This is a genomic window from Marinobacter xiaoshiensis (genome assembly GCF_031631795.1).
Taxonomy (GTDB): domain Bacteria; phylum Pseudomonadota; class Gammaproteobacteria; order Pseudomonadales; family Oleiphilaceae; genus Marinobacter; species Marinobacter xiaoshiensis.
Genome location: NZ_JAVMBO010000013.1, coordinates 1 through 24,134, shown reverse-complemented (window position 1 = coordinate 24,134; position 24,134 = coordinate 1). Strand labels below are relative to the sequence as shown.

Here is a 24,134-nt window from a genome sequence, read left to right as displayed (position 1 = left end):
TTGTCACGAATGACTGCATTCGGACATTGACAGCCTGAAAATCTCAGTGCCGGCGAAGCGGCTATGCGAGCAAAAAATGCACAGCCTCGAGCATTGCCCGATGCGGAAGACGAGTTTCAGCTGATCCAGGAAGTCACTATTGCGCCGGACGATTATGGCCGTGACCCGGTTACTGGCACACTCGTCTATACCGATAAAAGTGTGACTATTCTTGCCAGAGAAACCTCAGAAGTTGGGCTTGTCCACGTACATTTCCCGAAACTCGGGTTTCGCGTACGCCCAGTGGAATAAGCAACTTACGAAAACGCCTCATCAGAACAGGAGCCTGTATGAATTCTTCCAGCCGTCTCACAGCGCGTTTAGGTATTCGCCATCCGATCGTGCAAGCACCAATGGCCGGGGTTGCTACACCGGAATTGGCTGCAGCGGTCACCAATGCAGGAGGACTGGGTTCGCTGGGGATCGGTGCCAGCACACCGGCTCAGGCCCGGAAGATGATTGAGCAGGCCCAGGCGCTTACCAGCGGGCCGTTCAATGTGAATGTGTTCTGCCACGAACCTGCACGCCGGGATGAGAGCACTGAGGCTGCCTGGGTGCAGTATCTGGCCCCTTTGTTTGGCGAGGCCGGCATAGAACCACCGGATTCACTCGGCGAACTTTATACATCGTTTATTGAAGATGACGAAACACTGGCCATGCTGCTTGAGCTGAAACCAGCGGTTGTCAGCTTTCACTTTGGAATTCCATCGGCAGAACGTATTGCCGCACTGAAGGAAGCAGGCATTTTTACCATGGCGACGGCTACCTGTCGTGACGAAGCCGCAATAATTGAAGCTGCAGGAATTGATGCCATAGTGGCTCAAGGTATTGAGGCAGGCGGCCACAGAGGTATGTTCAATCCGGAGGCTGCGGATCAGTGCCTGAGCACCTTTGTGCTTGTGCGGTTGCTGGCGCAGAAGACCACGCTACCCATTATTGCCGCTGGTGGCGTGATGGACGGTTTCGGGGTGAGTGCTGCAATTGAGTCAGGTGCGGCAGCGGTTCAGCTCGGAACAGCGTTTGTTTTGTGCCCGGAGTCGTCTGCGAATGAGGCCTACCGTGAAGCGCTCAAGAGTGAGCGGGCAGCAGATACACGGTTAACAAAGGTGCTTTCTGGCCGCCCGGCACGTGGAATCGTTAACCGCCTGATATCCTTCGGCGAAGCTAGCGACAGCCCTCAAACTGCCGATTACCCGGTGGCTTACGATGCAGCAAAGCGCCTGAACACGGCAGCTTCGAAGCTCGGTAATCATGAATTCGCCGCGCAATGGGCAGGTCAGGGCGCACCCATGGCGCGGGAATTGCCCGCCGCCGAATTGGTGGCGCTGATTATGGAGGAGTACCGCAGTAGGTATCCTGGCTAAGGCCTGCTACGCGAGCCATTCCAGTATCTGGTCGTGCACCACCTTGTTGTCGAGCAAATCCAGATGATTGAGCTTTTCAAATACACGACAATCTTCGAGGCGTATTGGCAGCCTTCGCGAGTCATCCGCGTGATGCCCTTTGGCGCTGTCCAGACGAACCAGTAGGTCACCCATCATAGTGCTGGGAATATTCGACACACGCTTACCTATAGCTGCGGCTATAAAGTAGTGTCGGGTGCCTTCGCGAAGTGGAACCGGCTTGCGCCCATCCGGGTGGAAGTCGTCTTGGTCAATGCCATCCCAGTCATCGTCCAGCAAGTTACCGTGTCGCAGGTCTTTGATGCCGGCACTGGTGTGTCTACCAAGCGCTAAGGGGCTGACGTAGCGAAACTGCCTCATGAGGAAGGTCAGCATATGCCCGGCCTTGGCGACGGGCGAACCGTGATGTGGTGAACCAAGATAAAGGGCGTTTCGCAATAGCTTTGTCCAGGGCAGGTTTCGTTCACTGCCGTACCAGCATGCGCTACGTATAACGAGCCCACCCATGCTGTGGCCAATCAGTGTGAGCTCTTCAACTTCAACAGGCCAGGCTTCAACTAACTTCTGAAGTTGTTCACTTAACTCTTTGCCATTACTGGAAATGTGTCGACCCGTATTGTAGTTCAGATACAATGGCGTGAAGCCATGAGCGGACTGCAGTTCCGTGCCCAGGTTGCCTTCGTTGTGCCCTTTCCAGTACTCATGTGAGAGGCATAAACCGTGAACCAAAACCACGATACGCGGGCTGGCACCCGGAACCGTTGCGCTGAGATTGCCCGAGCCCGGCTGTACCTTCTCTCCAAGACTGTTTCGGAAATTCATGTTGATTGCCAGCGGGTTGTTACTGGCCTCAAGGTGATCGCCGCAAACACCATTCAATGCAGCTACAACTCTCATACTTTTTGAAGTATATGGGTGCCCCTCACTCCTTGAGAATCTGGAGAGGGAGTAATGCAACCCCTGTTTCAGCACATAGGTGGTTGATTGAATAACCCGGTAGGTGGTGTGCCTTCGCCGCTCTTCCGTAGACAAGCCTGCAACATCGAGCAGCCGGTATAGTGGATTGGCATCCCGCGCGATAGTGCGGTGCATCTTTTCCGTAATATCAGTAACACCACTGGTGGCATCCAGGAGCAATTGTGCTGAGCCGTGTAACGTTTTGACTGACACCATTTTGCTGTGCTCCCAAGCTGCGTTCAGAATACGCGGATCAAACGATGCACTTACTATCCAAGAAACAATGATCGGCGCACATGGCTTGTTTTAAGGCAGAAGCGGTCATCTGGGTATTATTCCCCCTGTATCGGCCTCTCTGTCAAGAAGCGTCAGACTAAATAGCGGGGGTCAAAAGTGGTCAATGTTCTACATTGTTCATATGTGAACGTAGAAGCACTGAAAGTGATCGCGAGGCTGAAAAGGGGCGTGTGGCACTAAAAGGCTTTTTCCGGATAACGGAAGAGTGGGGGTGTAATGCCGATGAGCGGAGCAAGTTGCTAGGTGGGCCCTCCAGGACAATGCTCTATAACAATGCCAAGCGGGGATGATGATGCTTTCAACCCCTCCGCATTTTTTTCAAAGCTGCTGTCCTGGCTGCCAAGAGTCGGGAACGGTTGAGGCGTCTGCAGCAGTGGACGTGTCCGGGTATCGTAGATGGTGACGGCTAAGAAGAGTTTGTTCAGTCCCGAGTAGATGTCGTTGGTTGCTTCATCGTTCTGGGTATAGATCCAGCGCTGACCGTAAAATATTGCCTGTAGGGCACCATAGAGATAAGCCTGCTCGGCGATCGCTTCCGGTTTGTTTTCGGTCTTTGAAACAGCCTGGGCGAAGGCTGCGAAACCGAATCAATTATGCGTAAGACAAAGCCGGGTTCAGAGGGTAATCTTGAAAGGGCGCCTAGCTGATTGCTTGTTGATGGTTTTCTAGTGGTGAGGTGCCGTCTGACCTATACTTCTACGGGCCTATCAAAAAATCGCAGGAAGCGTTCCATGAGCGAAGGATTTGGTACTTCAGGAAATCAATACCAGCCCCCGGCTCGATATCACGATCTGGACGAGGTTAATCATGCCGTTAGCGGCGCCAACCTGGAATTTGTCCAACTGAAGCCCGGAAACCTCGATATTGCGCTTGAGCAAATTTCACTAGGTGATCTTTCAATCGACCTCGGTACCGTCAACCTGCCTATCCGAGCGATGGGCGAACTGGATCCAAGTCGATTCAGCATTGGCGCGTTCACCAAGGGCGTTCAGGCTACCTGGAACGGCAATCCCGTCGACGAGTCGCATCTATTAGTCTGCCAGCCAGGCCAGGAACTCAACGGTTACCTTTCGAAAATCTACGGATGGATCTCCCTAGTCGTTCCCCCCGAATGGATTGAGTCAATTGAACAAACCACTTCGCGTACGAACATAACCAAAATCGCCTCTTGTACAACCATCAGGCCCCCCGCCGATAAATTAGAGGATCTGCGGCAAGCCATTGCAAACATTGTGCAACTCGTTGAAATTCCGCTGGGTCCTCTGGGGGACGACTGGTTGGTCACCGATCTCCGTAATGCGTTGGGCGCTGCCCTGAGCTCTATGGATGCCCCTTCAGCGAAAGTCATGTCTCAGGCGTGGGGGCATTATATTTTCGCGAAGCGAGCCGAAGATTATATGCGCGAGAGAATCACAGAACCGGTCAGCATCGATAAACTGTGCGCGTCGATGCACGCCAGCCGTCGATACCTGGAATACGCCTTCGCTGACGCTTTCGGAACAAGCCCTTCGCGCTATTTACGCCTGATGCGGCTGCACCAGGTCCGCAGCAGGCTCAAGATGTCAGGTGGCCGAACGACTGTCACAACTGAGGCGCTCAGATTGGGCTTTAACCACCCAAGCCTGTTTGCCACCCAATACAAGAATGCATTCGGTGAGTCCCCCAGCGTCACGCTTGCGCGGGCTACTGCATAGTTACAGTAAGGCTCGCTCCCATTTCTTTCTCGCCAATCGGTACCCGTGCGGATTCGCGATAGCGAAGCTGTTCCTCACAGCACTAGAATCAACTCTTACGCAACCTGGCATCCAGGGGTGGCCTCAATTAACAAGACCATAGAAAGTAAGGGATCGACTCATCACAACAGGCTGGATGAAGCGCTCGCCTACATCGCGCAGCACATGAAAGAAAGAATCCAACTCGGTCAACTTTCTGAAGCCTCTGGTGTGAGCAAGCGAACGATCGGTTATCTTTTTTTGCACACCTACGGTATTACACCCATGGCTTTCGTTAAACGGGAACGTTTGAGGAAAGCTAGTAGGCTACTGCACCATGCCGACCCGACTACTACCACGGTTGCGAGTATCGCGCGCGAATGCAGCTTCGCCCACATGGGGCAATTTTCGCTCGACTACAAGCGACTGCTTGGCGAATCACCGTCCGACAGCTTGCACCTACACCCACAAGCCGACCGGATACCGGGCAGGCAGTAATCAGCCGATCAGCCATCCTGTTTCCAATCCTGTTCTGATAAGGCCATGCGTTTTCTTGATAGCGAGCGGATGCGTTGAAGGGAATACTGAAAAAAGAATTTCAGAGGAGGGGATAACACGCGAGCCACGTCGCTTTTTATGTACTAATAATTCAGAAGCACCTTATAAATATCCAGCATATGAGCGGAAATTTTTCCCACGGAGTTGTTATGAAATTTCGAATGATATTGATAATGGCCGCCTTTGTGGCGCTCGTCGGTGCGGCCCATGCAGAAAAGCTCAGCACAGAGCAATTTAAAGCCATCGCCGAAGAGGGTTATATTTATGGCCTGCCGTTAGTCATGAACTACGCCGTCATGAACGAGTATGCCGTCAACAAGAACACGGATCAGTACAAAGCACCGTTCAACCACATCAAGAACGAGGCGCGTGTCTATACTTACAAGGACACCACGATCCTCAGCCCGAACAGCGATACGCCGTACTCGGTTGCGTGGCTGGACCTGCGCGCGGAGCCCGTTGTAATCAGCGTCCCCGAGGTCGATAAGGACCGTTACTACTCCGTACAATTGATCGACGGGAACCTCTACAACGATGGTTACATCGGCAGCCGTGCCACCGGTAGTGACGCCGGCTCCTATGCGGTTGTTGGCCCCAACTGGCAAGGCGAAACACCTGAGGGTACCAACAAACTCTTCCGTTCGACGACGCCCTTCATGTTCGTCATTTTTCGCACTCAGCTTTTCGACCCCGAAGATATGGTCAACGTAGAAACGGTGCAGGCCCAGTACAAGGTGGCACCGTTGTCAGCATTTCAAGACAAGCCCGCGCCAGCGGCTGCGCCGGCGATCGACTTTGTGCCCGCGACATCTGCTGGGGTCAAGGCCCACTTCTGGAACTATCTCAGCGCTGCGCTTGAGTTCATTCCGGAAACCGACGACAACGAGGCCATTCGCGCCAGGTTGGCCAGCATAGGCGTCGCCCCGGGGAAGACCTTGGATATGGCCAGTTTCTCGTCGGAGCAACTACAGGCGATAGCCGAAGGGATGAAAGCCGGCGACGAAAAGGTTAACCAGTTCGTAGCCGGTGGCGCCACGGACATCAATGGTTGGCAGGTCGGCTCTTTATGGGGCGACAGCGATTTCTACAACGGTGACTGGCTCAAACGCGCCGGCGGAGCAAAGGCTGGAATCTACGGCAACACCGCCGCAGAAGCGGTATACATTCTGGGCCGGACCGATGCAAAGGGGCAGGTTCTGGATGGCAGTAAGCACAACTACACCCTCACTTTCGCCGCCGACCAGTTGCCACCCGTGAACTCTTTTTGGTCCGTGACTATCTACTACGGTGATAGTCAGTTGCTGGTCAAAAATCCGATCAACCGTTATCTGATCAATTCGCCAATGCTGCCTGATATGAAGAAGAATGCAGACGGTTCACTGACTGTCTATATACAGCATGAATCGCCCGGCACGGGTAAAGAGTCGAACTGGCTGCCGGCGCCGGATGGGCCGATCTACCTGGCACTGCGTATGTACTGGCCGAAACCAGCTAACGAGACGCCTTCCGTATTGCCGCCGGGCCAAGGTACTTGGCAACCACCAGGCATAGTTATGGTCGACTGAGGCAATTGGCAAAGCAAAGGGATGCCGTCAGTCACCGTGACTAAACGCGGAGCAGTATGTCGCTGCAGTATACAAGCGGCAACACAAACACAATCAATGACTTATGCTCGCAACTTTGGAGATTACTATGATAAGCAAATACTGGAGCATGCGTGGTTGGAGCATTTGTTCAATGGTCTGCGCCATGCTTGTTTTAGGAACTTCAGCCTATGCGGAGCAAACAACGCCTGGTTACAACCACAAAATTCCTACCAAAATCCTAACTCCGGACGAGGTAGAAACACCCATTGGCACATTGAACTTTTTTGATGGCATGCCTGATTCAGCAACCGTTGAGAAGGTTTACGACAACCTTGATCTCATTCGCGGAACGGAAACCTTTTTGAACGGAATTCCCGCTACCTCAATAGAGGGGATGCGTCTGGGTTTTCGGGACATCGGGGCCGACGCGTCGAACAAAGCTGTCATCATGGATAAGCTGCTTGATTCCAGCCCGCTGTTCCTGACCGGTAACACCGATACGGTCTACTGCATGGCATTTCTCGATCTCAAGAAAGACGGAGCCACCGTCGTCGAGATCCCTGCTAAATCTGCGCCTGGAACCGTGGATGACGCTTACTTTCGCTTCGTAACAGATATGGGAGTAACCGGGCCCGACGCGGGTGAGGGTGGTAAGTACCTGATCTTGCCGCCTGATTATGACGGCGATCTCAACCCTCCTGAGGGCGGCATGAAGGCAGTAGTGGATGGAGAGACATATTTCGTTTCCAAATCTACCAGCTATATCAACTTACTGTTCCTGCGTGGATTTTTGGTCGACGGAAAGCCCGATGTGGCAACCGCGATGTTTGAAAACGGCCTTAAAATCTACCCGCTGAGAGATGCTGGCAACCCGCCGAAGATGGAGTTCATCAGTGGTTCGGGGAAAAGCTTCAACACCATTCACGCAAACAACTTCGATTTCTACGAAGAATTGCATACGGTGATCGAGCGCGAACCGGTATCAATGCTTGATCCGCAATTGCGTGGTCTGTTTGCGTCCATTGGCATTGAGAAGGGTAAACCGTTCAATCCCGATGCCCGAATGAAGAAAATACTGACACAAGCGGTTGCAATTGGTAATGCAACTGCTCGCGCAATCGTTTTTCGTCCGCGCCTCGAAGGATTTTCTTATTATCCGGGTAGTGGCTGGGGAACCGGTTTTGTTGGCAGCTCTTACCAATGGTTGAAAGATGGTGGCAAAGGTGGGCGTAACCTGGATGCTCGGGCACTCTTTTTCTATCAAGCCACAGTCAATACGCCTGCAATGGTCATGGAAATGGTCGGCAAAGGATCGCAATACGCCGCTACCACGGTGGACAAGAATGGTGATTACCTCTATGGCGATAAGACTTATCGGCTGAAAATTCCAGGCAATGTTCCGGCTGCGGACTTCTGGTCGGTGGTGATCTATGACCCGCAGACCCGCTCCGAACTGCAAACCAGTCAACCGTTCCCAAGCAAGAACAGCAAGCGGGATGCCTTGCAGGAGAACGCTGACGGTTCAGTGGACTTGTATTTTGCCCCGAAAGCGCCTGAAGGCAAGGAAGCTAATTGGATCCAGACAGTTCCAGGCAAAGGGTGGTATCCGATTTTGCGCCTTTATGGCCCATTGAAGCCCTGGTTTGATAAAACGTGGCGACCCGGTGAGCTGGAGTCGATAAGTGGTGTTGATTCCAGTCGTGAAATGCCGGCCGTGTTGGTAGGAGAGGGCGCTACGGTGACCGCTATCGTTGTCGCAGTTGATTGGGACAACCGTGCCTTGGTGCTGAGAACTGAAGATGACGAACTCATTCGGCTAGAAGTCAGTGAGGAGGCACGCAATTTTCCTCAGGTGCGGGCCGGTGACAGGGTCGTTGTGGCCTACAGCATTGGGGTCGCGTTGGCACTCAGCCCATCTGATGCCTCCAACGGCATGCGCGAACGTGTCGATACCGTGACTCTGGATCGTACCGAGCTTGGCCAAAAGCCTGGCGGAACGCTACGTTCGACCATCCATGCCACGGGTGTGGTACGCGCTATCGATCCGGAATTACGAACAGTGACGTTTGATGGTGCTGAGCACACTGTGACATTGGCCGTGGATGAGGATATCGATCTGCCCAATATCCATGTTGGTGACCAAGTGGATGCCCTGTACCAGGAATCACTTGCGATTAGCGTAGAGCCAGCGGTTGGGCATCCGGTTCTAAAATAACGACATAAAGGGGCTATGGAATGAATACGTTAAACCAATGCTTGCTCACTTTATTGCTACTCAGTGCCGCACATCAGGCACTGGCACAAGAGTTATTCATCTATCCGGATAAAGGACAGTCATCCGACCAACAGGCGAAGGACACGCTCGACTGTTCTAACTGGGCAAAATCAAATGCGGGCTACGATCCGGCTAATCCGGCGCTTGGCAATGTGGCGCAGTTGGGGCCAGTGCAGCAAGCCGGCGGTGCAGTGCGTGGTGCCGCCGGCGGTGCCGCCCTGGGTGCCATCGCGGGCGATAGCTCGGAAGCGGCGCGGCGCGGTGCTGTGGCAGGGGTCGTTGTTGGTGGACTAAGGCAGCGCCGTGCCAATCGGGAGGCGCAAGAGGAACATCAACAGGAGGAGCAACAGCTGGTAGCCCAATCTACTGCAAAGAACGACGATTACAATCGTGCCTATGCTGCCTGCCTCGAAGGCCGTGGCTACACGGCTAAGTGAATAGAAGAAAAACCTTACGAACCCTCACAGCTTTGGGACCGGAGAGTAAACCAATGCGCCCACAATTAAGAAAGAATGTGCTTTTTCGGCAAGCTTGCTCGTTGACTGTTTTGGCCATTCCGCTGGGCATCGGTTGCACTGCTGCCTATGCGCAGGGTTCTGCTGACGAGCTTGCCAAGCAACTCGCAAACCCCATTGCCAGCCTTACCAGCGTGCCAATGCAGCTCAACTACGACGACGGTATCGGCACTAAGGATGATGGTTACAAGTACACCCTCAACGTGCAGCCAGTGATACCCGTCTCGATCAGTGAAGACTGGAATATGATATCGCGCACGATCGTTCCGCTCGTTTATCAGGATGAGATCTTTCCCGACGCAGGCGACCAGTCTGGACTTGGCGATGTAACGCAGAGTCTATTTTTTTCGCCCAAAGCTTTGACGGCAAGTGGCTGGACATGGGGCGCCGGACCGGTTCTTCTTATTTCTATAGCAACCGACGACCTGCTTGGGACAGAAAAATGGGGTGCGGGTCCTACTATTGTTGCATTGAAACAAACGGCCGCCGATTGGACGTACGGTGCGCTGGCTAATCATATTTGGTCCTTTGCGGGAGCGAGCGACCGAGGGGACATCAACACCACCTATTTACAGCCGTTCCTTGCGAAGGGCCTTGGTAATGGTCGTACTGTCAATGCCGCCCTGGAGTCTACCTATAACTGGGAGACTGAGCAGTGGACCGTTCCGCTCAATATCGCCTACAGCAAAGTAACCAAACTCGGCAAGCAATTGGTAAGCTTTCAGGGCGGTGCCCGCTATTACCTTGATGCCCCAGATAATGGACCCGAATGGGGACTACGATTCACGTTTACGCTCCTGTTTCCTAAGAATTAATGAAAGCTTAGTCCCAATCGCACGAAGCAATAAATGATCGCAGAATTGATAGTTAGGACTCCCATGCAAGTTATCTTTGTGTGAGTTGCGGTGGTGGTTACAAAGATGCTTTTCTTCGGCGTTTCGCCTGGCGCAATGGTTTTTAACGATAAGGCGGATGTTGGCCCTATTCCTCAGCATAGCCAGCTCTACGGGCTGGATTATCGCCCTCTGTACGTAGATTACTGCCACCTTTACTACATTCGTACGCACCCGCTTTACAACGCAAAACCGCCGCCCCAACTGCTGGGCCAGGTCCTCTCCAGCAAAGTTCCTTTAACAATGGGCCAACGGCACCTGAAATATCGAAGCAGACACTTCTATTGTGCAAATATGAACAGGATTTGCTATATTATTCATAGTTGGGCATCGCAAGGCGGGAGGTAATCCATGACGGCTGTCGTTGAACGTAAAAATGTTGACGGTGATCGCGAAGCTGAAAAAGGCCGAGTTGCGCTAAAGGGCTTCTTTCGAGTAACCGAGGAGTGGGGGTGTAACGCTGAAGAGCGAAGCAAAATTCTGGGCGGTCCCTCCAGAACAACGCTCTATAACTATGCCAAGCTGAATCCAATCAAGCTTTCTAACGACACTATGGAGCGCATCAGCTACATTCTGGGCATCTATAAGGCCTTACAGCTTCTATACCCGACCCATGAGCGAGCAAACCGCAGAATTCGCCTGAAAACATCAGACATACCCTTTTGCGGCAAGTCTGCCATGGAGTTTATGACACAAGGCTCCATGATGAACCTGATGATGACCCGTCAGTATTTCGATGCCAAGCGGGGATGGTGATGTTTTCACCCCCTCCGCTGTACCTTCCCGAGTGGGAAACCTACCGGATCATCCCCAGCCATTACCCGCCCATAGATCTTTTCGAACGCATCTATGAGCCAGACGAGTTTGAGCTGGCGTTCGAGATTGAGAGTATGACAAACCCCAGGCTGCGGGATGAAGCAGGGGATATCCATCTGGTGCAGCCCTGCGACAGGATCAGTGGCCCCGGAAGTTCGCCTGTAATGGCATCGTTCACGCACCTTGGGTTTGGAAGCCGCTTTGCTGACCGGCATTTTGGGGTTTACTACGCGGCCAGCACTCTTGAAGGCGCTATTCGTGAGACCGTATTTCACAAGGAGCGGGAGATGGCAGCCGCCAACGAGGACTCAATAGCACTGACCATGAGAGCCTACATTGGCTCCGTGGTGATGAAGATGCACGACATTCGCGGGCCTGAATTCAAAGATCTGCACAATCCGGATGCGGATGATTACGCCCTAAGCCAGAAGTTTGCGAGCCGTTGGCGGCAAAAAGGATCAAACGGGCTGCTGTATAACAGCGTTCGCCATCCGGGCGGTGAGTGTATTGCAGCGTTTAAACCCAAAGCTGTCTCCATCCCGGTGCAAGGGCCACACCTGAAGTATTTCTGGGATGGAGATAAACAACGCATTACTCATTGGGCGGAAATAGGGGAGGCGCACTCCCTGACTGGCAAAGTAGGTATGAATGAGTGAATCCGTCGTGACCTTAATTATTTCAACTTGATTCCAACTGGAGTTATTGCCCATGAAAGTTCTACTGGTTGAAGACGACGGCATACTCGGTGACGGAATTGCTGCAGGGATTGCTCAGTCCGGCCTGGTGGTGGACTGGGTACTGGATGGCCGGCAGGCCGATACTGCACTCGCCACAGGCTCCTACGATGCTGTTGTCCTTGATCTGGGCCTTCCGGGGCTTTCCGGAATGGAGGTCTTGAAACGAGCCCGTGCAAGCGGAAAAAACCTTCCGATTCTGATTCTGACTGCACGTGATGCCGTGGAGGACCGAGTGGCCGGCCTGGATGCCGGTGCCGACGATTACCTTGTAAAGCCTTTTGATCTTGCCGAATTACAGGCACGGCTGCGGGCATTGCTGCGTCGCTCCAAGGGGCATGCCGAACCGGTCATCCGTCAAGGAGAGCTCCAACTCGACCCCGTCAGTCATTCGGTGTTTTGGTCCGGAACGCCTGTTGATCTCTCTGTACGTGAATTCTCGATTCTCCACACTTTGTTGCTTAATGCAGGGAGAGTAATGTCAAAGGCACAGATCGAGGAGCAGCTCTACGGCTGGGGAGAGGAGATCGAGAGCAATACGATAGAGGTCTTTATTCATCACCTGCGACGAAAGTTGTCTCCGCAACTGATCCGTACTATTCGCGGTGTCGGTTACATGATTGAGAAAACTACGCCATGAGGTCGTCGCTGCGTTGGCGCCTTTTTACGATTCTTGCAGTATCAGTATTGCTGGCCTGGATTGCGACTGCGTTCTTCACCTATCTTGATGCGCGCAAGGAGATCGGCATGACGCTTGACTCCCGACTGGTAAAAGCGGCTGAGCAGATCTCGATGCACCTGGACAAATCACAAAATGCCAGTGAGGTCGGGCAGCGAGTGCGTGATTATACGGGCACCGTGCTGCAGGTATGGAACAGTGACGGCACGCTGCTCCTCGATTCGAGCACGGCTCCTGAAGAACGCCTGGGTACACAGCGCGATGGTTTCGAAAGCACCACTATCAATGGTGTTCGCTACCGGGTTTACAGCCAATGGGACAAGGCCGGCCACCTGAATGTGCGCGTTGGTGAGCAATATGAGCTGCGCGATGCACTCGCAGAAAGTGTTGCAAGCCACCTTCTGCATCCCCTGTATTTTGCTGTTCCTGTGTTAGGCCTACTGATTTGGCTGTCCGTTGGTGCTGGGCTTGCACCCTTATCCCGATTTACCCGGGAAGTAAAACAGCGTGAACCGGATAAACTGGACCCCCTTGATCTTACTGATACTCCCCGGGAAGTAATGCCATTGCAGGATGCGCTCAACGCTCTTTTCGGGCGCTTACAGGTTTCACTGGAGCATGAGCGACGCTTTACTGCCGATGCGGCCCATGAGCTGCGTACTCCGCTGGCGGCCATAAAAACTCAGGCGCAGGTGGCATTTGCTGCCCGGGACCCGAGAAAACTGGAGCATGCGCTAGACAGGATTGTCAGTGGTACAGACCGTGCGGCGCATCTGATTGAACAGTTGCTGGTGCTTTCGCAAGTAGATTCAGAACAAGCATCGGCGAATCCAAAACCGGTCAAACTTTCTGCAGTGGTGAACGAGTGCGTGGCTTCACATGCCCAAGCGGCGATACGCAAGGGCGTGGATCTGGGGTTTGAGGCGGCCGATGACGGGGCGGTTCTGGGTGATGCAACCTTGCTTGGGATTCTTGTTCGTAACCTCGTGGATAATGCTGTTCGGTACACACCTGCGGGCGGACAAGTGGATGTACGAATCAAGCGAGTCGGCGAGGAGGTGGTGCTTCTTGTTGTTGATACCGGGCCGGGAATTCCGGAGAAAGCGCGTAATGTGGTGGTGTCGAGGTTTTATCGCGGGCTTGGCAGCGGTGAAGAAGGTAGTGGGCTGGGGCTATCAATCGTAGAACGCATAGCTCACCTGCATGGAGCTTCTCTGAGGTTTGATGATAACAATGATTCGGGAGAAGGCCTGATTGTATCCGTGCGTTTCAAAGCAGCTTCAGAATAGAGACGGTCGATCCTTTCGGTTTGTCGATATTTGTGGCCACAAATTGCATCCTTAAGCGAATATTAAGGTGATTTTGGGATACTTCTTTCAAGCCGACCAAACGGTGCACTCAAAGGAGCGTTTCATGAACATCAAATCCCGTTTTTCAAAGTTTGCAATCATCACTGGCATGGTACTTGGCCTGTCAGCCACCAGTATTATGGCCGCGCCGGCCAACAATGAACATGAGCATGGCCATGGCCATGGGGAGATGGAACTCAGGCTGAACGATGGCAGCAAGTGGGCAGTTGATGCGCCACTCAGTCGTGCGATGAACAATATCGGAAGTGCCATGCATAAGGATTTGGACGCCATTCATTCTGGCAAACTGCCAAAAGAGAAATATTCTGTACTGGCGACTAAAATCAATAATGAAGTCAACTACATGGTTGAAAACTGCAACCTTGAGCCTGAGGCGGATGCCCAGCTTCACCTGATTATTGCCGAACTGATGGAAGGGGCATCTGCAATGGAAAGCAAAGCCAATGCGCGGGATGGTGCGGTGAAAGTTATGGGCGCAATTGAAAGTTACGCTACCTATTTTGATGACCCGAATTTCAAACCAATCAAACACTGATGATTAGCCTGGTACACCCGTCCAACAGATGATCCGGTGTACCAGGCGATTCGCTTTACCTGTCAATAAACATCCTCCAGGTAACGCCCGTCGTTTCTCAATTCTTCTACATCCAGGTTTAACGGCTTGAGAATTGAATCAAACACCTGGCGTACACCGGAGGCCATATCCCGCCCTCCGCATACCAATATCTGTGCACCTGCCTCAACCAGTTGTCGCAGTGCGGGTTCATCCGCAATGATGGCATCCTGAACGTAGTTTTTCTCTGCCGACCGTGAAAACGCGGTGCTCAGCCCGGTAAGCCGGTGGTCATCGAGGTAACAACCCAGTTCCGGTCGGTAGAGAAAGTCTGATTGCGGGTTACGGCCGCCCCAGTAGAGGTACATGGGGTTGCGCTCGGTATTCTTTCGGATGAAACCGGCAAGTGGACCGATTCCCGCGCCAGCGCCAACGAGAATGATCGGCGTAGCGCCTCCCGCCGGGCGAAAACCCGGATTTTTCTGGATAAACCCGCTGATTCTGTCTCCTGGTTTTAGGCTGTGCAGATATCCTGAGCAAATGCCATGGGTCTGTTTACGCACACAGATTTCCAGTATCCCATCCGACGCAGAGGAGGCCAGCGAATAGAACCGGGCGGCCCGATCTCCAGGTGGCGCAACCCCAAACAGATCGCCAGCCTCGAAGTCCGGCAGATTCTGCCGGTTTTGAAACAGCAGTTTCTGCCAGAGCTTTCTTTCACTTTTTACCGGCTTGAAGCGCAAGATGCTGGTAGGCGCATTGACTGCAACCCCGTAATCAACCCGCTCAACAAGCTCAAACTCTGAAGTGACGGCGGGTGCGGGGTTATGAGTCAGTGCCAGCGGAATGCCCATGCGTTCACTGATAGCCTCGCCCCATTCCTGAAACTGCGTGGCGGAACCGCGGTCAATTCGGGTAAGGGGATGCATTTGTTTTAGGCCTTTGCTGCGGAGCGCTGTATCCACGTCCTGCGCATACTGGCAGAACTTCGGGAACTGTTGGTCGCCAAACCCGAGAACCACAAACTTCAATCCGTCATCCGCCTGAAAGTGTTCAAGTCGAGCGATAAACTGACTGGCGGAAGAGGGCGCGTCACCATCACCATAGGTTGATGTCAGAATGAAAAGCACAGAGGCCTGCGGATAGTGCTCCGCCAGATCATTCATGGGCGCGCAGTGCACCTTTTTGCCTGCCTGATTGAGCTTGTTTTGAAGGTCTTTGGCAAAGCCCCAGGTGGTATTGCCTTCCGAGCCCACCAGAATGACGGTGTCAGCGGCTTCGATGCTCGCACTTTCACCCAGGCTTATGGCTGATGAGCGCCGCTGCCACCAGATCTGCAGGCCGGTAAATGACAACATCGGCACGGTCAGCGCAGCTAGCCCGAGAATCAGACCTAACCACCACAAGCCTTCACCCGTGTGCAGGCGAGCCATCCAGTGCTGAAACTTGCTGCCGGCTGAACGTGGCTGGTACTGCAGCAGCTCCCCGGTTGCCTGATCCACGAATCCGGAACCCTGGGCAGTGCTCAGTGAATAAACATCCATGGGGTCATCCGGGTAGGGGAACACCAGCTCACGCAGTTCGTTAACGTCCACGCTCTTTAGCGCGCTCAAAGAACCTGCCGGTGCCGGCGTACCTCCTGAAACCTCCGCAGGAAAAGAGAGCTCCGTAATCGTCCCTTCCGGTAAAAGACCAAACCTTACCGCAGACATATAACTGCCGGTCAGTGCCGACAGCAACAAGCCAATAACCGCAAATCGTGCCAGCTCGGCGTGAATTCGCGGGCTACCAGAACCTGCAATGGGTCGTAACATTGCCTTCCAGCCCCCCAGGCGTCGAGCCAACAGAAAGGCTCCGGACAGACAGATCAATACCATTAGTGCTGCCAAAACTCCGGCCAGTATTCGTCCGGCATCGTCCATGAGAAAGGATCTGTGCAAGTTTTTTACCCAGCGGAACCAAGCCGATGGCTGGTAGGGGGCAATGCCTTTACCCGTCAGGGGATTAACCCTATCGGCACCTGGCTGGCCATCACGGCTGTAATAAACAACAACCTCGCCTGATAGAGAGCGTGCGATCTGTTCGGTCCCGGGATAATTCGCCACTACGTGCTCGGCCAGGTCGGCCACGCTTAGTTCGCCGGCAGCGGGAACCGTCGCGGCCGACCTCTCAAGTGTCGGCACTACCGACAACACAACCCCGGAAGTCGCCAGCACCACCAAAAACAGTGCGGCGACCAATCCCGGTAAACCATGGAGCTTGCGCAACATTAATGTGTCTCCCGTCGTTTACTTGAGGTTATAGACAAAGGACTGGACATAGCCGCGGCCAGAAACCGTTTTTCCGGAGCCTTCAGTGGTCAGAGGCACAACCACATCCGAACGGTTGTCACGCATGTCTTCAACGGCAGTATCAACACGAATCTGATAACCGGAGTCGATCAAAGCGTCTTCAAGTTCCAGAGTCACTTTCAGAGCGCGGCCGCTGGTCACACTGGCGCCGGTTAGGCCGTCGTATTCAGCTTGATTCAGGCCACTGCCGCGTGCCCAGTCCCGCAGGTGCTTGTAATATTTGCTTTTCTCACCTGAAATCCAGAGAGTTCCCTGGTACTGTCCGTTGGCATCCGTCAAGTAGAGAGCCAGGTAAGCCCCGTCACCGCCATAGTTTTTCAGCTGCGTGGTAAAGGTGACTTCCCGGGCCTGTGCATAAGCTGGCAATGCCATTACAGTCGCAAGCCCCAGAGCAAACAGAATCTTTTTCATGATGTAATCTCCTTTAATTATTCAACCGTTACGCTGGGGCGACCTTTAACAATGCCCTTGCGCGGAACCCGATCTTCATTGGTCGGTTCGCTGTAGCGCTTGGACTTGTCGTGATGCTTGTCATCGTCATCGTCATCGTCGTCCACTCGCTCTATTTCCATTAGCTCAAAGGTTGCCGGAGAGTATTCAGCTTCCACGCGGTAGCCATCCGGGTCCCTTCCTTTGACCTCGTAACATCCGTCATCCACTTTGATGCGGAACACGGTCCAGCCTTCAGCTTCCAATTGCTTTCGCAGGTTTTCTCGGGGCTGCCATTGGGCAACCGGGTCATCGCAGTCATCGTCTGCCAGGGCGGCACCGCTCACCAGCAGTAACGAAAGGCTGATAACAATGGGTTTGATATTCATGGCATGTCTCCCGTTGAATCGGTTTAATCAACCCTAAGGCTTTTACCTGACAGTGGGCTGAACGGACGACCACATAATAGGGTTGCCAGCGGGTATTTGAGCGCTTCAGGCTGCTGTCAGGTTACGGCTGTAGTATCTTCGGATCGTGATCAGGCAAAAGGTGAAACATGCGGGTACTGTTGGTTGAGGATACAACCGGGCTGGGTGAGGCAGTGCGGGATCAGATCAGCGAGGATGGCCATGCCGTGGACTGGGTGCAAAGTCTCTGTTTTGCGGAAACCAGCGTGAAAACCACCGCTTATAATCTGATTTTGCTCGATTTAATGCTGCCGGATGGCCACGGTTTTGATTTTCTTAAAAAACTGCGAGCGGCCGGTGACACAACGCCCGTCATCATTCTGACCGCCAGGGACCAGGTTTCAGACAGGATTGCAGGGCTGAATGCCGGTGCCGACGATTATCTGGTGAAGCCTTTTGATCTGTCAGAGCTGTCTGCCCGTGTGGCGGCAGTGGCACGACGCTATCGCGGCAATCCGAACCCTCTGGTGCATATCGGCGATCTTGAAGTGGATCTTGGTGATCACCGCATCAGCCGCAACGGCGAGCCAGTGGAGCTCACCGCCCGGGAGTGGGCGCTCTTTGAAGGGTTTTTGCAGCGCCCGGGAATACTGCTTTCGCGTTCACAGCTTGAAGACCGGTTATACGAATTCGGTGCCGAAATCGAGAGTAATACGATTGAGGTGTATATCAGCCGTTTACGTAAAAAACTGGGGCGCGATGCCATAGTGACGGTCCGGGGAATGGGGTACCGGTTAAACGCTTATGACCACTAAAACCAGTTTGCAGAAAACCCTTGGTACCTGGCTGACCCTCGGCGTGACCTTGCTCTGGCTGTTGGGCGTTATTGCTTCCGGGGTCATTGCCCGGCATGAAATGAATGAGGTTTTCGACAGCGCCCTGGAGGAGACTGCGCAGCGAATCTTGCCACTGGCTGTGACCGATATTCTGAATCGGGAAAATGAAACAGGCAATCAGCGGGCACTGGCCCTGAGAGAGCATGACGAGTACCTAACCTATCTGGTTCGTGACGCATCGGGCAAACTCCTGCTGCAGTCCCACGACGCAGATCCCCGAATTTTCGGTGCCAAACCCCAACAAGGGTTTTCTGAAACGTCAACGCACCGGATATACGGGGAGGGCGCCATCAGCGATACCCTGTACATTGAGGTTGCCGAACCCTTGGCCCACCGCAACGAAGCCATACTGGATACCAGCCTCGCATTGCTCACTCCATTAATACTTCTGATTCCCATCAGCCTGATCGGGGTGTGGTGGGTGATAAAACGGTCACTTCGTCAGGTGGTTTTGCTGCAGCAATCGATAGAAACCCGTGGTGGTAGTGATCTTTCTCCGGTAGTGGTAGATCGCCTGCCAAAAGAGTTTGAACCTACCATGGTTTCAGTCAACCGCTTATTGGAACGTTTGCGCAGGGCGCTTGAAGCCGAGCGAAGCTTTACCGCCAACAGCGCCCATGAGCTGCGAACCCCGCTGGCAACGGCGTTGGCCAAGCTTCAGCGGTTAAAAACCGAAACCCGGGATGCCGGAGTTAAAGCACGAGCTGGCGAAATCGAACAGTCTCTTCGCACCCTGTCCAGACTGTCGGAGAAGCTGCTGGAACTGGCAAAGGCTGAGGGTGGTAGCGCGCTGTCTGAACACTACAACGACCTTGTACCCATACTGAAAATAATCGCCAGCGATTATGAGCGTAATGCCCCCGGGCGCCTCAGGCTGAATTTACCTGAAGATAGCGTGATGTCATTACTCGATCCTGACGCCTTTGCCATCCTGCTAAGAAACCTGATAGAGAATGCACTCAGGCACGGCGCAGCCGACAAGGCAGTAAATATCAGCCTGACAGGTGAGGGCACTTTACGAGTCGCTAATGCAGGTGAGGTTGTACCGCCAGAGAAGCTCGCATTGTTGCGCAACCGGTTTGTGCGTTCCGATTCGAAAACACTGGGCTCCGGTATCGGGCTTGCAATCGTGGACGCCATTGCCAGCGGTGCGGGTACGGTCCTGACCCTCCGATCACCAGCCTCAGGCCGGAGTGATGGTTTCGAAGCAGAAGTGAATGTTGTCGTGGTTCACACAGACGTTTAAGGCTGGTGTCAGGTTAACCCTGCAGAATTCAAACAAACCCAAGACGGAGTTTGTTTGTGCCTAACCTACGTACCAGTGTCACCCTTTTGCTGCTTTTGGCGGCTCAGATCAGCTTCTGGACCCCGGGGCTGAGCTATGAGCAGTTCCTGACACTCAGCGGCTATCTTGCCATCAATTTCATGTCCATCACCATGGTGCTGGCTACCCGACCTGCATGGCTGGAATCCCCGCTGGGTGGTCTGGACAGCATGTATAAACTGCATAAATGGACCGGAATTTTGGCCGTCGTTTTTGCGGTCACACACTGGCTTACCGAAATGGCGGATGATGGCCTGGAAGCGCTGTTTGGCTCGGATCGCAGCTTGAAAGAAGCTGACTTTTCGGGCCTGCTGGACAGCCTTCAGGATGGCGCTGAAGACCTGGGCGAACCCGGCCTGTATCTGCTGCTGTTTCTGGTTGTTATTACCCTGACTCGATGGGTGCCCTACTATTACTGGCGTTATCTGCACCGGGTGATGCCAGTGATCTATCTGGTACTGGCCGCCCACGCACTGTTGCTGGCCCCGCTGAAATGGTGGCAACAACCCACTGGTTGGCTCATGACGTTATTGATCGCAGGTGGTGCCGTTGCAGGCCTACAATCACTGACCGGGCAAATCGGAAGGAGTCGTCGTTATAAGGGGCTGGTTCAGGCCGTCAAGCAGACATCAGCCAACATCACAGAAGTCGTCTGTGACATGGGCAAGCGGTGGCCCGGTCATCAGGCCGGACAATTCGCCCTGGTAACCTTCGACCGAATCGAAGGGGCACATCCTTTCAGCCTGTCCAGTGCTGACGATGACAGCGGACAGCTCAGTTTCCATATCAAGGCACTGGGAGACTACACCCGCAAGATTCCCCGTAAGCTACGTAGTGGCCAGACAGTTACTCTGGAAGGCCCTTATGGTCGCTTCGACCCCGACAGCGGCAGAAAAAACGCCCAACAAATCTGGGTGGCTGGCGGAATAGGTATCACACCGTTTCTGGCTGCTCTGGAAAAGCGTCTGATCAATTCCGAACAAAAACATCCGGCTATCACACTTCATTACTGCACTACCGGAGCTACAGTCGACCCAATGGTGACCCGTCTACAAGAGTTGACGGAGCAACTTCCGGACATATTGCTGCACATATACGATAGCCAGGTGGAGCAGCGATTGACAGTGGATCAACTGCAAATCCATGATCGCCGGGTGGATGTTTGGTTTTGCGGGCCGCAGGGACTGGCCAAAGCCTTGCGAAGCGGTCTGAAGCAACAGCCTATTTCATTGCGCTTTCATCAAGAAAGTTTTGAGTTTCGCTGAAACAGATTTCCTTTTCGGCCCCGGATTAAGCAATCGGTGGCGGCCATGGATCTTGATGTGGTGAGGTGAAGCGTAGAAGATAATCGTGTCTTTGTTCGGCAGCGTGATTGGGAAAGCATATGAGTCATAGTGAAGTCCATCGCTCACATCGCGTGGGTTGGTTACGCGCAGCTGTATTAGGTGCAAACGACGGAATAGTTTCCACGGCAAGTCTGATTATTGGTGTGGCTGCCGCTAACAGTGCTCATGGAGGCATTCTTCTGGCAGGCCTTGCGGGGTTAGTAGCGGGCGCTATGTCTATGGCTGCTGGGGAGTACGTGTCCGTTAGCTCGCAGTCCGATACGGAAAAGGCAGACCTGGCTATTGAAAAAAAATCATTGGAACAGGACTTTGAGTTTGAAAAAGAGGAGCTCGCTTTAATATACGAAAGCAGAGGGCTTGAGTCGGCTCTCGCGAGGCAAGTCGCTGAGCAGTTAATGGCTCATGATGCTCTTGGTGCACACGCCAGGGATGAAATAGGCATCTCGGAAACGGTTAGCGCCCAGCCCGCTCAAGCGGCATTCTCATCGGCAGGCACTTTTACCATTGGTGCCGCACTTCCGTTGGCTGCGGCGTGGGTTGTACCGGGCAGCCAACTAATTTTTGTTGTTGCAGGATCCTCACTGGTTTTTCTTGCGTTTCTAGGCGGGATTGCTGCGAGAGCGGGTGGGGCTTCTATTACTATCGGCGCAATCCGAGTTACATTTTGGGGTGCACTCGCAATGGCACTTACGGCCGGAGTAGGTCGAATATTTGGTGTGGTTGCGTAAAAGATTTTTACTCGCCACTTATATAAATCAAGCCTGCTTAAACTTTCCTGCCCATTATTAATCCGCAAGCCGGATTCAGGCGCGGATCATCTCATGTTTTGACATTTTCCTGATAAAACCTCCACAAAGCTGTGACACAGGGTGGGTCAATATACCCACTCAATGTCAGGTCGACTTTTTCAGTCGTCAATGTGGTGATTATTGTCATGAGCACACTCCTATCGCGCCAACTTCAGGGATTTGTAGCGGCCGGCGGCCTTTCTACGTTGCTCCACTGGTTTGTAATGGCAGCATTGATCGCTGCCGGGCTTGAACCAGTGCTGGCAACCGTTAGCGGAAGCGTGTCTGGTGCGCTGCTAAATTACGGCCTCCAGCGGCGCCTGGCATTTCGCAATGCCGGCCCTCACAGGGTCACGTTGTGGCGCTATATCGTCTCCTGTCTTGGCGCCTGGTTCTGCAATCTCGCCTTCTTTTTTCTACTCAATAACGTATTGGGACTTCCCGTCACCTTGTCACAAATCGTGACCACAGGGCTTGTCGCTGCACTGAATTACATCGTCTACCAGAGGCTGGTTTTCCATGAACAAACGCGTTGAGTTCCCCGTCGTACCTTTGGATGACCCGTTTGGCAAGCCGCTGTTATCGCTGGTGGTGCCGCTGTACAACGAGCGCCCGATGCTGCCCCTTTTCTTTGAGCGGGTTCTACCGGTGCTTGCCACCCTGGACCTGCACTGGGAAATCGTGCTGATTGATGACGGCAGTGATGATGGCAGTGCCCAATACATCCGCAGCGTTATTGACCGAACGTCCGGCGTCCGACTGGTCAAACTGAGTCGTAATTTCGGCAAAGAGGCTGCAATGACTGCAGGACTGGAGCACGCCAACGGCGATGCGGTGATTGTGTTGGATGCAGACCTGCAAGATCCGCCTGAGCAAATTCCGGCCATGGTCGAAAGCTGGCAGTCGGGTGTTGACGTTGTTCTGATGCAGCGGCGCTCACGGGCTGGCGAAACCGCGTTCAAACGCTGGAGCGCGCATCTTTTCTACAGACTGCTGAACCGGACCAGCCGGACAAATATCCCGGTGGATACCGGTGACTTTCGGTTGATGAGCCGCAAAGCCGTTAATGCGCTGTTGGGTCTGAAAGAGCGCAACCGTTATATGAAAGGCTTATTTGCCTGGATTGGTATGCCGACCCAAGTCATCCAATACGATCGTGAACCCCGAGCGGCCGGCGAAACGAAATGGGATTACCCCGGGCTGGTCGGGTTAGCACTGGAAGGACTGACGTCGTTTTCTATATCGCCCTTGCGCTGGGCCACTTTGATCGGGCTAATTGCCGCCAGCATGGGTGCGGTATTCGGGGCGTGGATTGTGGTCAAGGCATTGATGCTGGGTGATGCTACCAGCGGTTACCCCTCGCTGGTGGCCATCATCAGCTTTCTCGGCGGTATTCAGCTTATGAGTGTGGGCATTGTGGGCGAATACGTCGGCAAGACTTACATGGAATCAAAGCAGCGCCCGGTGTACCTGACAGATGAGGTGATCGAAAACCTGAGTGGTACACGCCAACAGGCGCATCGTAAAACAACGAGGGTGCGACATGTCAAAGCGGTTTAATGTTTGGCTGCTGATCCTGGTTGCTGTGCTGGTTAGTCGCTTTATAGGCATGGCACTTTTCCCTTTTGCCGATACCACCGAGCCGCGTTACGCGGAAATTGCCCGCCTGATGGCGGAAACCGGTGACTGGATTACGCCGTGGTTCGAGCCCGGCGTACCTTTTTGGGGTAAACCGCCCTTGTCGTTCTGGACGCAGGCGGCGGCCATCAAGGTTTTTGGTGTTTCGGAGTTTTCGCTGAGGTTTCCGGCCTGGCTGGCAACGGTCGCTATGGTGTGGCTTGTTTGGCGACTGGCGCGGCAAATCTGGAGTGTGCAGGTTGCTCAATGGAGTTGCCTGGTTTTCGCAACCATGGCGCTCACTTACATCAGTGCTGGCGCCGTTATGACAGATGCCTTCCTGGCATTGGGTACAACCCTTACTCTCGTCAGCTTCTGTTTGGTGATGGCAGGAGAGGGAGGTCTGTGGCGATGGATTTTCTTTCTTGGAATGGTGATCGGGCTCCTGTCCAAAGGGCCGTTGGCCATCGTTCTGATCGGAATTCCTATCGTACTTTGGTTATGCCTTTCGTGGCGGGAAGCGGCGAATAACCTGCAGCGACTGCCTTGGTGGCGAGGCATCCTGATGACGGCCGCTCTGGTCTGCCCC

The 24,134-nt window shown here is 53.6% G+C and carries 24 protein-coding genes; 20 read left to right on the top strand and 4 right to left on the bottom strand.

The window, feature by feature from the left end:
• The first annotated feature begins 63 nt into the window (after positions 1–63).
• Both RKA07_RS09505 and RKA07_RS09500 read left to right on the top strand, forming a co-directional pair.
• Complete coding sequence (locus RKA07_RS09505) at positions 64–291, top strand: hypothetical protein (RefSeq protein ID WP_310966202.1); 228 nt, start codon at positions 64–66, stop codon at positions 289–291.
• Positions 292–329: 38 nt separating this feature from the next.
• Positions 330–1,403, top strand: a complete 1,074-nt coding sequence (locus RKA07_RS09500) for an NAD(P)H-dependent flavin oxidoreductase (protein ID WP_200371425.1) — start codon at positions 330–332, stop codon at positions 1,401–1,403.
• 6 nt (positions 1,404–1,409) lie between these two features.
• Here the strand turns inward: RKA07_RS09500 and RKA07_RS09495 are convergent, their stop codons facing one another.
• Positions 1,410–2,615: an esterase/lipase family protein gene (locus RKA07_RS09495; protein ID WP_310966201.1), complete on the bottom strand. Its 1,206-nt coding sequence runs from the start codon at positions 2,613–2,615 to the stop codon at positions 1,410–1,412.
• Positions 2,616–3,427: 812 nt separating this feature from the next.
• Here RKA07_RS09495 and RKA07_RS09490 point away from each other — a divergent pair.
• From RKA07_RS09490 to RKA07_RS09440, 11 genes are all read left to right on the top strand, one after another.
• Complete coding sequence (locus RKA07_RS09490) at positions 3,428–4,390, top strand: AraC family transcriptional regulator (protein ID WP_200371427.1); 963 nt, start codon at positions 3,428–3,430, stop codon at positions 4,388–4,390.
• A gap of 117 nt (positions 4,391–4,507) precedes the next feature.
• Positions 4,508–4,906 (top strand): helix-turn-helix domain-containing protein, encoded by a 399-nt coding sequence (locus RKA07_RS09485; RefSeq protein ID WP_200371434.1) that lies wholly within the window; start codon positions 4,508–4,510, stop codon positions 4,904–4,906.
• A gap of 209 nt (positions 4,907–5,115) precedes the next feature.
• Positions 5,116–6,531 (top strand): DUF1254 domain-containing protein, encoded by a 1,416-nt coding sequence (locus RKA07_RS09480; protein WP_200371439.1) that lies wholly within the window; start codon positions 5,116–5,118, stop codon positions 6,529–6,531.
• 127 nt (positions 6,532–6,658) lie between these two features.
• Positions 6,659–8,767, top strand: coding sequence for a DUF1214 domain-containing protein (locus RKA07_RS09475; RefSeq protein WP_310966200.1), 2,109 nt, complete (start codon positions 6,659–6,661; stop codon positions 8,765–8,767).
• 20 nt (positions 8,768–8,787) lie between these two features.
• Complete coding sequence (locus RKA07_RS09470; RefSeq protein WP_310966199.1) at positions 8,788–9,264, top strand: glycine zipper family protein; 477 nt, start codon at positions 8,788–8,790, stop codon at positions 9,262–9,264.
• Positions 9,265–9,317: 53 nt separating this feature from the next.
• Positions 9,318–10,157 carry a transporter gene (locus RKA07_RS09465; RefSeq protein ID WP_310966198.1) on the top strand — a complete coding sequence of 280 codons (840 nt, stop codon included), beginning with the start codon at positions 9,318–9,320 and terminating at the stop codon, positions 10,155–10,157.
• Positions 10,158–10,586: 429 nt separating this feature from the next.
• The gene (locus RKA07_RS09460) at positions 10,587–10,991 is read left to right on the top strand and encodes an antitoxin Xre-like helix-turn-helix domain-containing protein (RefSeq protein WP_200371441.1); all 405 of its coding nucleotides are present in this window, start codon (positions 10,587–10,589) and stop codon (positions 10,989–10,991) included.
• A complete protein-coding gene (locus RKA07_RS09455) occupies positions 10,991–11,707 on the top strand; it encodes an RES family NAD+ phosphorylase (protein ID WP_200371443.1) in 717 nt (238 codons plus the stop codon). The genes RKA07_RS09460 and RKA07_RS09455 overlap by 1 nt, the downstream gene beginning before the upstream one ends.
• Positions 11,708–11,759: 52 nt before the next feature.
• On the top strand, positions 11,760–12,425 hold the full coding sequence (locus tag RKA07_RS09450) for a response regulator (RefSeq protein ID WP_200371445.1): 666 nt from the start codon (positions 11,760–11,762) through the stop codon (positions 12,423–12,425).
• Positions 12,422–13,753, top strand: coding sequence for an ATP-binding protein (locus RKA07_RS09445; RefSeq protein WP_200371447.1), 1,332 nt, complete (start codon positions 12,422–12,424; stop codon positions 13,751–13,753). Before RKA07_RS09450 ends, RKA07_RS09445 begins: the two co-directional genes overlap by 4 nt.
• Positions 13,754–13,877: 124 nt before the next feature.
• Positions 13,878–14,369, top strand: coding sequence for a hypothetical protein (locus RKA07_RS09440; RefSeq protein ID WP_200371449.1), 492 nt, complete (start codon positions 13,878–13,880; stop codon positions 14,367–14,369).
• Positions 14,370–14,431: 62 nt separating this feature from the next.
• Here the strand turns inward: RKA07_RS09440 and RKA07_RS09435 are convergent, their stop codons facing one another.
• From RKA07_RS09435 to RKA07_RS09425, 3 genes are read right to left on the bottom strand one after another with little or no spacing between them, the layout of a single operon-like run.
• Positions 14,432–16,657: a PepSY domain-containing protein gene (locus RKA07_RS09435; protein ID WP_200371451.1), complete on the bottom strand. Its 2,226-nt coding sequence runs from the start codon at positions 16,655–16,657 to the stop codon at positions 14,432–14,434.
• Between the two features lie 18 nt (positions 16,658–16,675).
• On the bottom strand, positions 16,676–17,149 hold the full coding sequence (locus tag RKA07_RS09430; protein ID WP_200371453.1) for a DUF2271 domain-containing protein: 474 nt from the start codon (positions 17,147–17,149) through the stop codon (positions 16,676–16,678).
• Positions 17,150–17,166: 17 nt separating this feature from the next.
• Entirely contained in the window at positions 17,167–17,556 is a 390-nt protein-coding gene (locus tag RKA07_RS09425; RefSeq protein WP_200371455.1) for a PepSY domain-containing protein, read from the bottom strand.
• 167 nt (positions 17,557–17,723) lie between these two features.
• On the opposite strand from RKA07_RS09425, the gene RKA07_RS09420 reads away from it, so the two are divergent.
• The 7 genes from RKA07_RS09420 to RKA07_RS09390 form a co-directional block, all read left to right on the top strand.
• Positions 17,724–18,389, top strand: coding sequence for a response regulator (locus tag RKA07_RS09420; protein ID WP_200371456.1), 666 nt, complete (start codon positions 17,724–17,726; stop codon positions 18,387–18,389).
• A complete protein-coding gene (locus RKA07_RS09415; protein ID WP_200371458.1) occupies positions 18,379–19,716 on the top strand; it encodes an ATP-binding protein in 1,338 nt (445 codons plus the stop codon). The genes RKA07_RS09420 and RKA07_RS09415 overlap by 11 nt, the downstream gene beginning before the upstream one ends.
• 56 nt (positions 19,717–19,772) lie before the next feature.
• A complete protein-coding gene (locus tag RKA07_RS09410; protein ID WP_200371460.1) occupies positions 19,773–21,059 on the top strand; it encodes a ferredoxin reductase family protein in 1,287 nt (428 codons plus the stop codon).
• 119 nt (positions 21,060–21,178) lie between these two features.
• Positions 21,179–21,868, top strand: coding sequence for a VIT1/CCC1 transporter family protein (locus RKA07_RS09405; RefSeq protein ID WP_200371463.1), 690 nt, complete (start codon positions 21,179–21,181; stop codon positions 21,866–21,868).
• 206 nt (positions 21,869–22,074) lie between these two features.
• A complete protein-coding gene (locus tag RKA07_RS09400; RefSeq protein WP_310966190.1) occupies positions 22,075–22,464 on the top strand; it encodes a GtrA family protein in 390 nt (129 codons plus the stop codon).
• The gene (locus RKA07_RS09395; RefSeq protein ID WP_310966187.1) at positions 22,448–23,488 is read left to right on the top strand and encodes a glycosyltransferase family 2 protein; all 1,041 of its coding nucleotides are present in this window, start codon (positions 22,448–22,450) and stop codon (positions 23,486–23,488) included. Before RKA07_RS09400 ends, RKA07_RS09395 begins: the two co-directional genes overlap by 17 nt.
• The coding region (locus RKA07_RS09390; protein WP_310966197.1) for an ArnT family glycosyltransferase at positions 23,472–24,134 on the top strand (663 nt) is incomplete at its 3' end. The genes RKA07_RS09395 and RKA07_RS09390, both read left to right, overlap by 17 nt.

What these genes read in the sequence shown, in the direction of transcription:
- RKA07_RS09460 (WP_200371441.1), top strand. Translation starts at nt 10,587, where the DNA reads ATGACGGCTGTCGTTGAACGTAAAAATGTTGACGGTGATCGCGAAGCT.
- RKA07_RS09420 (WP_200371456.1), top strand. Translation starts at nt 17,724, where the DNA reads ATGCGGGTACTGTTGGTTGAGGATACAACCGGGCTGGGTGAGGCAGTG.
- RKA07_RS09395 (WP_310966187.1), top strand. Translation starts at nt 22,448, where the DNA reads ATGAACAAACGCGTTGAGTTCCCCGTCGTACCTTTGGATGACCCGTTT.
- RKA07_RS09480 (WP_200371439.1), top strand. Translation starts at nt 5,116, where the DNA reads ATGAAATTTCGAATGATATTGATAATGGCCGCCTTTGTGGCGCTCGTC.
- RKA07_RS09505 (WP_310966202.1), top strand. Translation starts at nt 64, where the DNA reads ATGCGAGCAAAAAATGCACAGCCTCGAGCATTGCCCGATGCGGAAGAC.
- RKA07_RS09445 (WP_200371447.1), top strand. Translation starts at nt 12,422, where the DNA reads ATGAGGTCGTCGCTGCGTTGGCGCCTTTTTACGATTCTTGCAGTATCA.
- RKA07_RS09435 (WP_200371451.1), bottom strand. Translation starts at nt 16,657, where the DNA reads ATGTTGCGCAAGCTCCATGGTTTACCGGGATTGGTCGCCGCACTGTTT.
- RKA07_RS09415 (WP_200371458.1), top strand. Translation starts at nt 18,379, where the DNA reads ATGACCACTAAAACCAGTTTGCAGAAAACCCTTGGTACCTGGCTGACC.
- RKA07_RS09475 (WP_310966200.1), top strand. Translation starts at nt 6,659, where the DNA reads ATGATAAGCAAATACTGGAGCATGCGTGGTTGGAGCATTTGTTCAATG.
- RKA07_RS09470 (WP_310966199.1), top strand. Translation starts at nt 8,788, where the DNA reads ATGAATACGTTAAACCAATGCTTGCTCACTTTATTGCTACTCAGTGCC.
- RKA07_RS09440 (WP_200371449.1), top strand. Translation starts at nt 13,878, where the DNA reads ATGAACATCAAATCCCGTTTTTCAAAGTTTGCAATCATCACTGGCATG.
- RKA07_RS09405 (WP_200371463.1), top strand. Translation starts at nt 21,179, where the DNA reads ATGAGTCATAGTGAAGTCCATCGCTCACATCGCGTGGGTTGGTTACGC.
- RKA07_RS09490 (WP_200371427.1), top strand. Translation starts at nt 3,428, where the DNA reads ATGAGCGAAGGATTTGGTACTTCAGGAAATCAATACCAGCCCCCGGCT.
- RKA07_RS09495 (WP_310966201.1), bottom strand. Translation starts at nt 2,615, where the DNA reads ATGGTGTCAGTCAAAACGTTACACGGCTCAGCACAATTGCTCCTGGAT.
- RKA07_RS09500 (WP_200371425.1), top strand. Translation starts at nt 330, where the DNA reads ATGAATTCTTCCAGCCGTCTCACAGCGCGTTTAGGTATTCGCCATCCG.
- RKA07_RS09430 (WP_200371453.1), bottom strand. Translation starts at nt 17,149, where the DNA reads ATGAAAAAGATTCTGTTTGCTCTGGGGCTTGCGACTGTAATGGCATTG.
- RKA07_RS09455 (WP_200371443.1), top strand. Translation starts at nt 10,991, where the DNA reads ATGTTTTCACCCCCTCCGCTGTACCTTCCCGAGTGGGAAACCTACCGG.
- RKA07_RS09450 (WP_200371445.1), top strand. Translation starts at nt 11,760, where the DNA reads ATGAAAGTTCTACTGGTTGAAGACGACGGCATACTCGGTGACGGAATT.
- RKA07_RS09425 (WP_200371455.1), bottom strand. Translation starts at nt 17,556, where the DNA reads ATGAATATCAAACCCATTGTTATCAGCCTTTCGTTACTGCTGGTGAGC.
- RKA07_RS09400 (WP_310966190.1), top strand. Translation starts at nt 22,075, where the DNA reads ATGAGCACACTCCTATCGCGCCAACTTCAGGGATTTGTAGCGGCCGGC.
- RKA07_RS09465 (WP_310966198.1), top strand. Translation starts at nt 9,318, where the DNA reads ATGCGCCCACAATTAAGAAAGAATGTGCTTTTTCGGCAAGCTTGCTCG.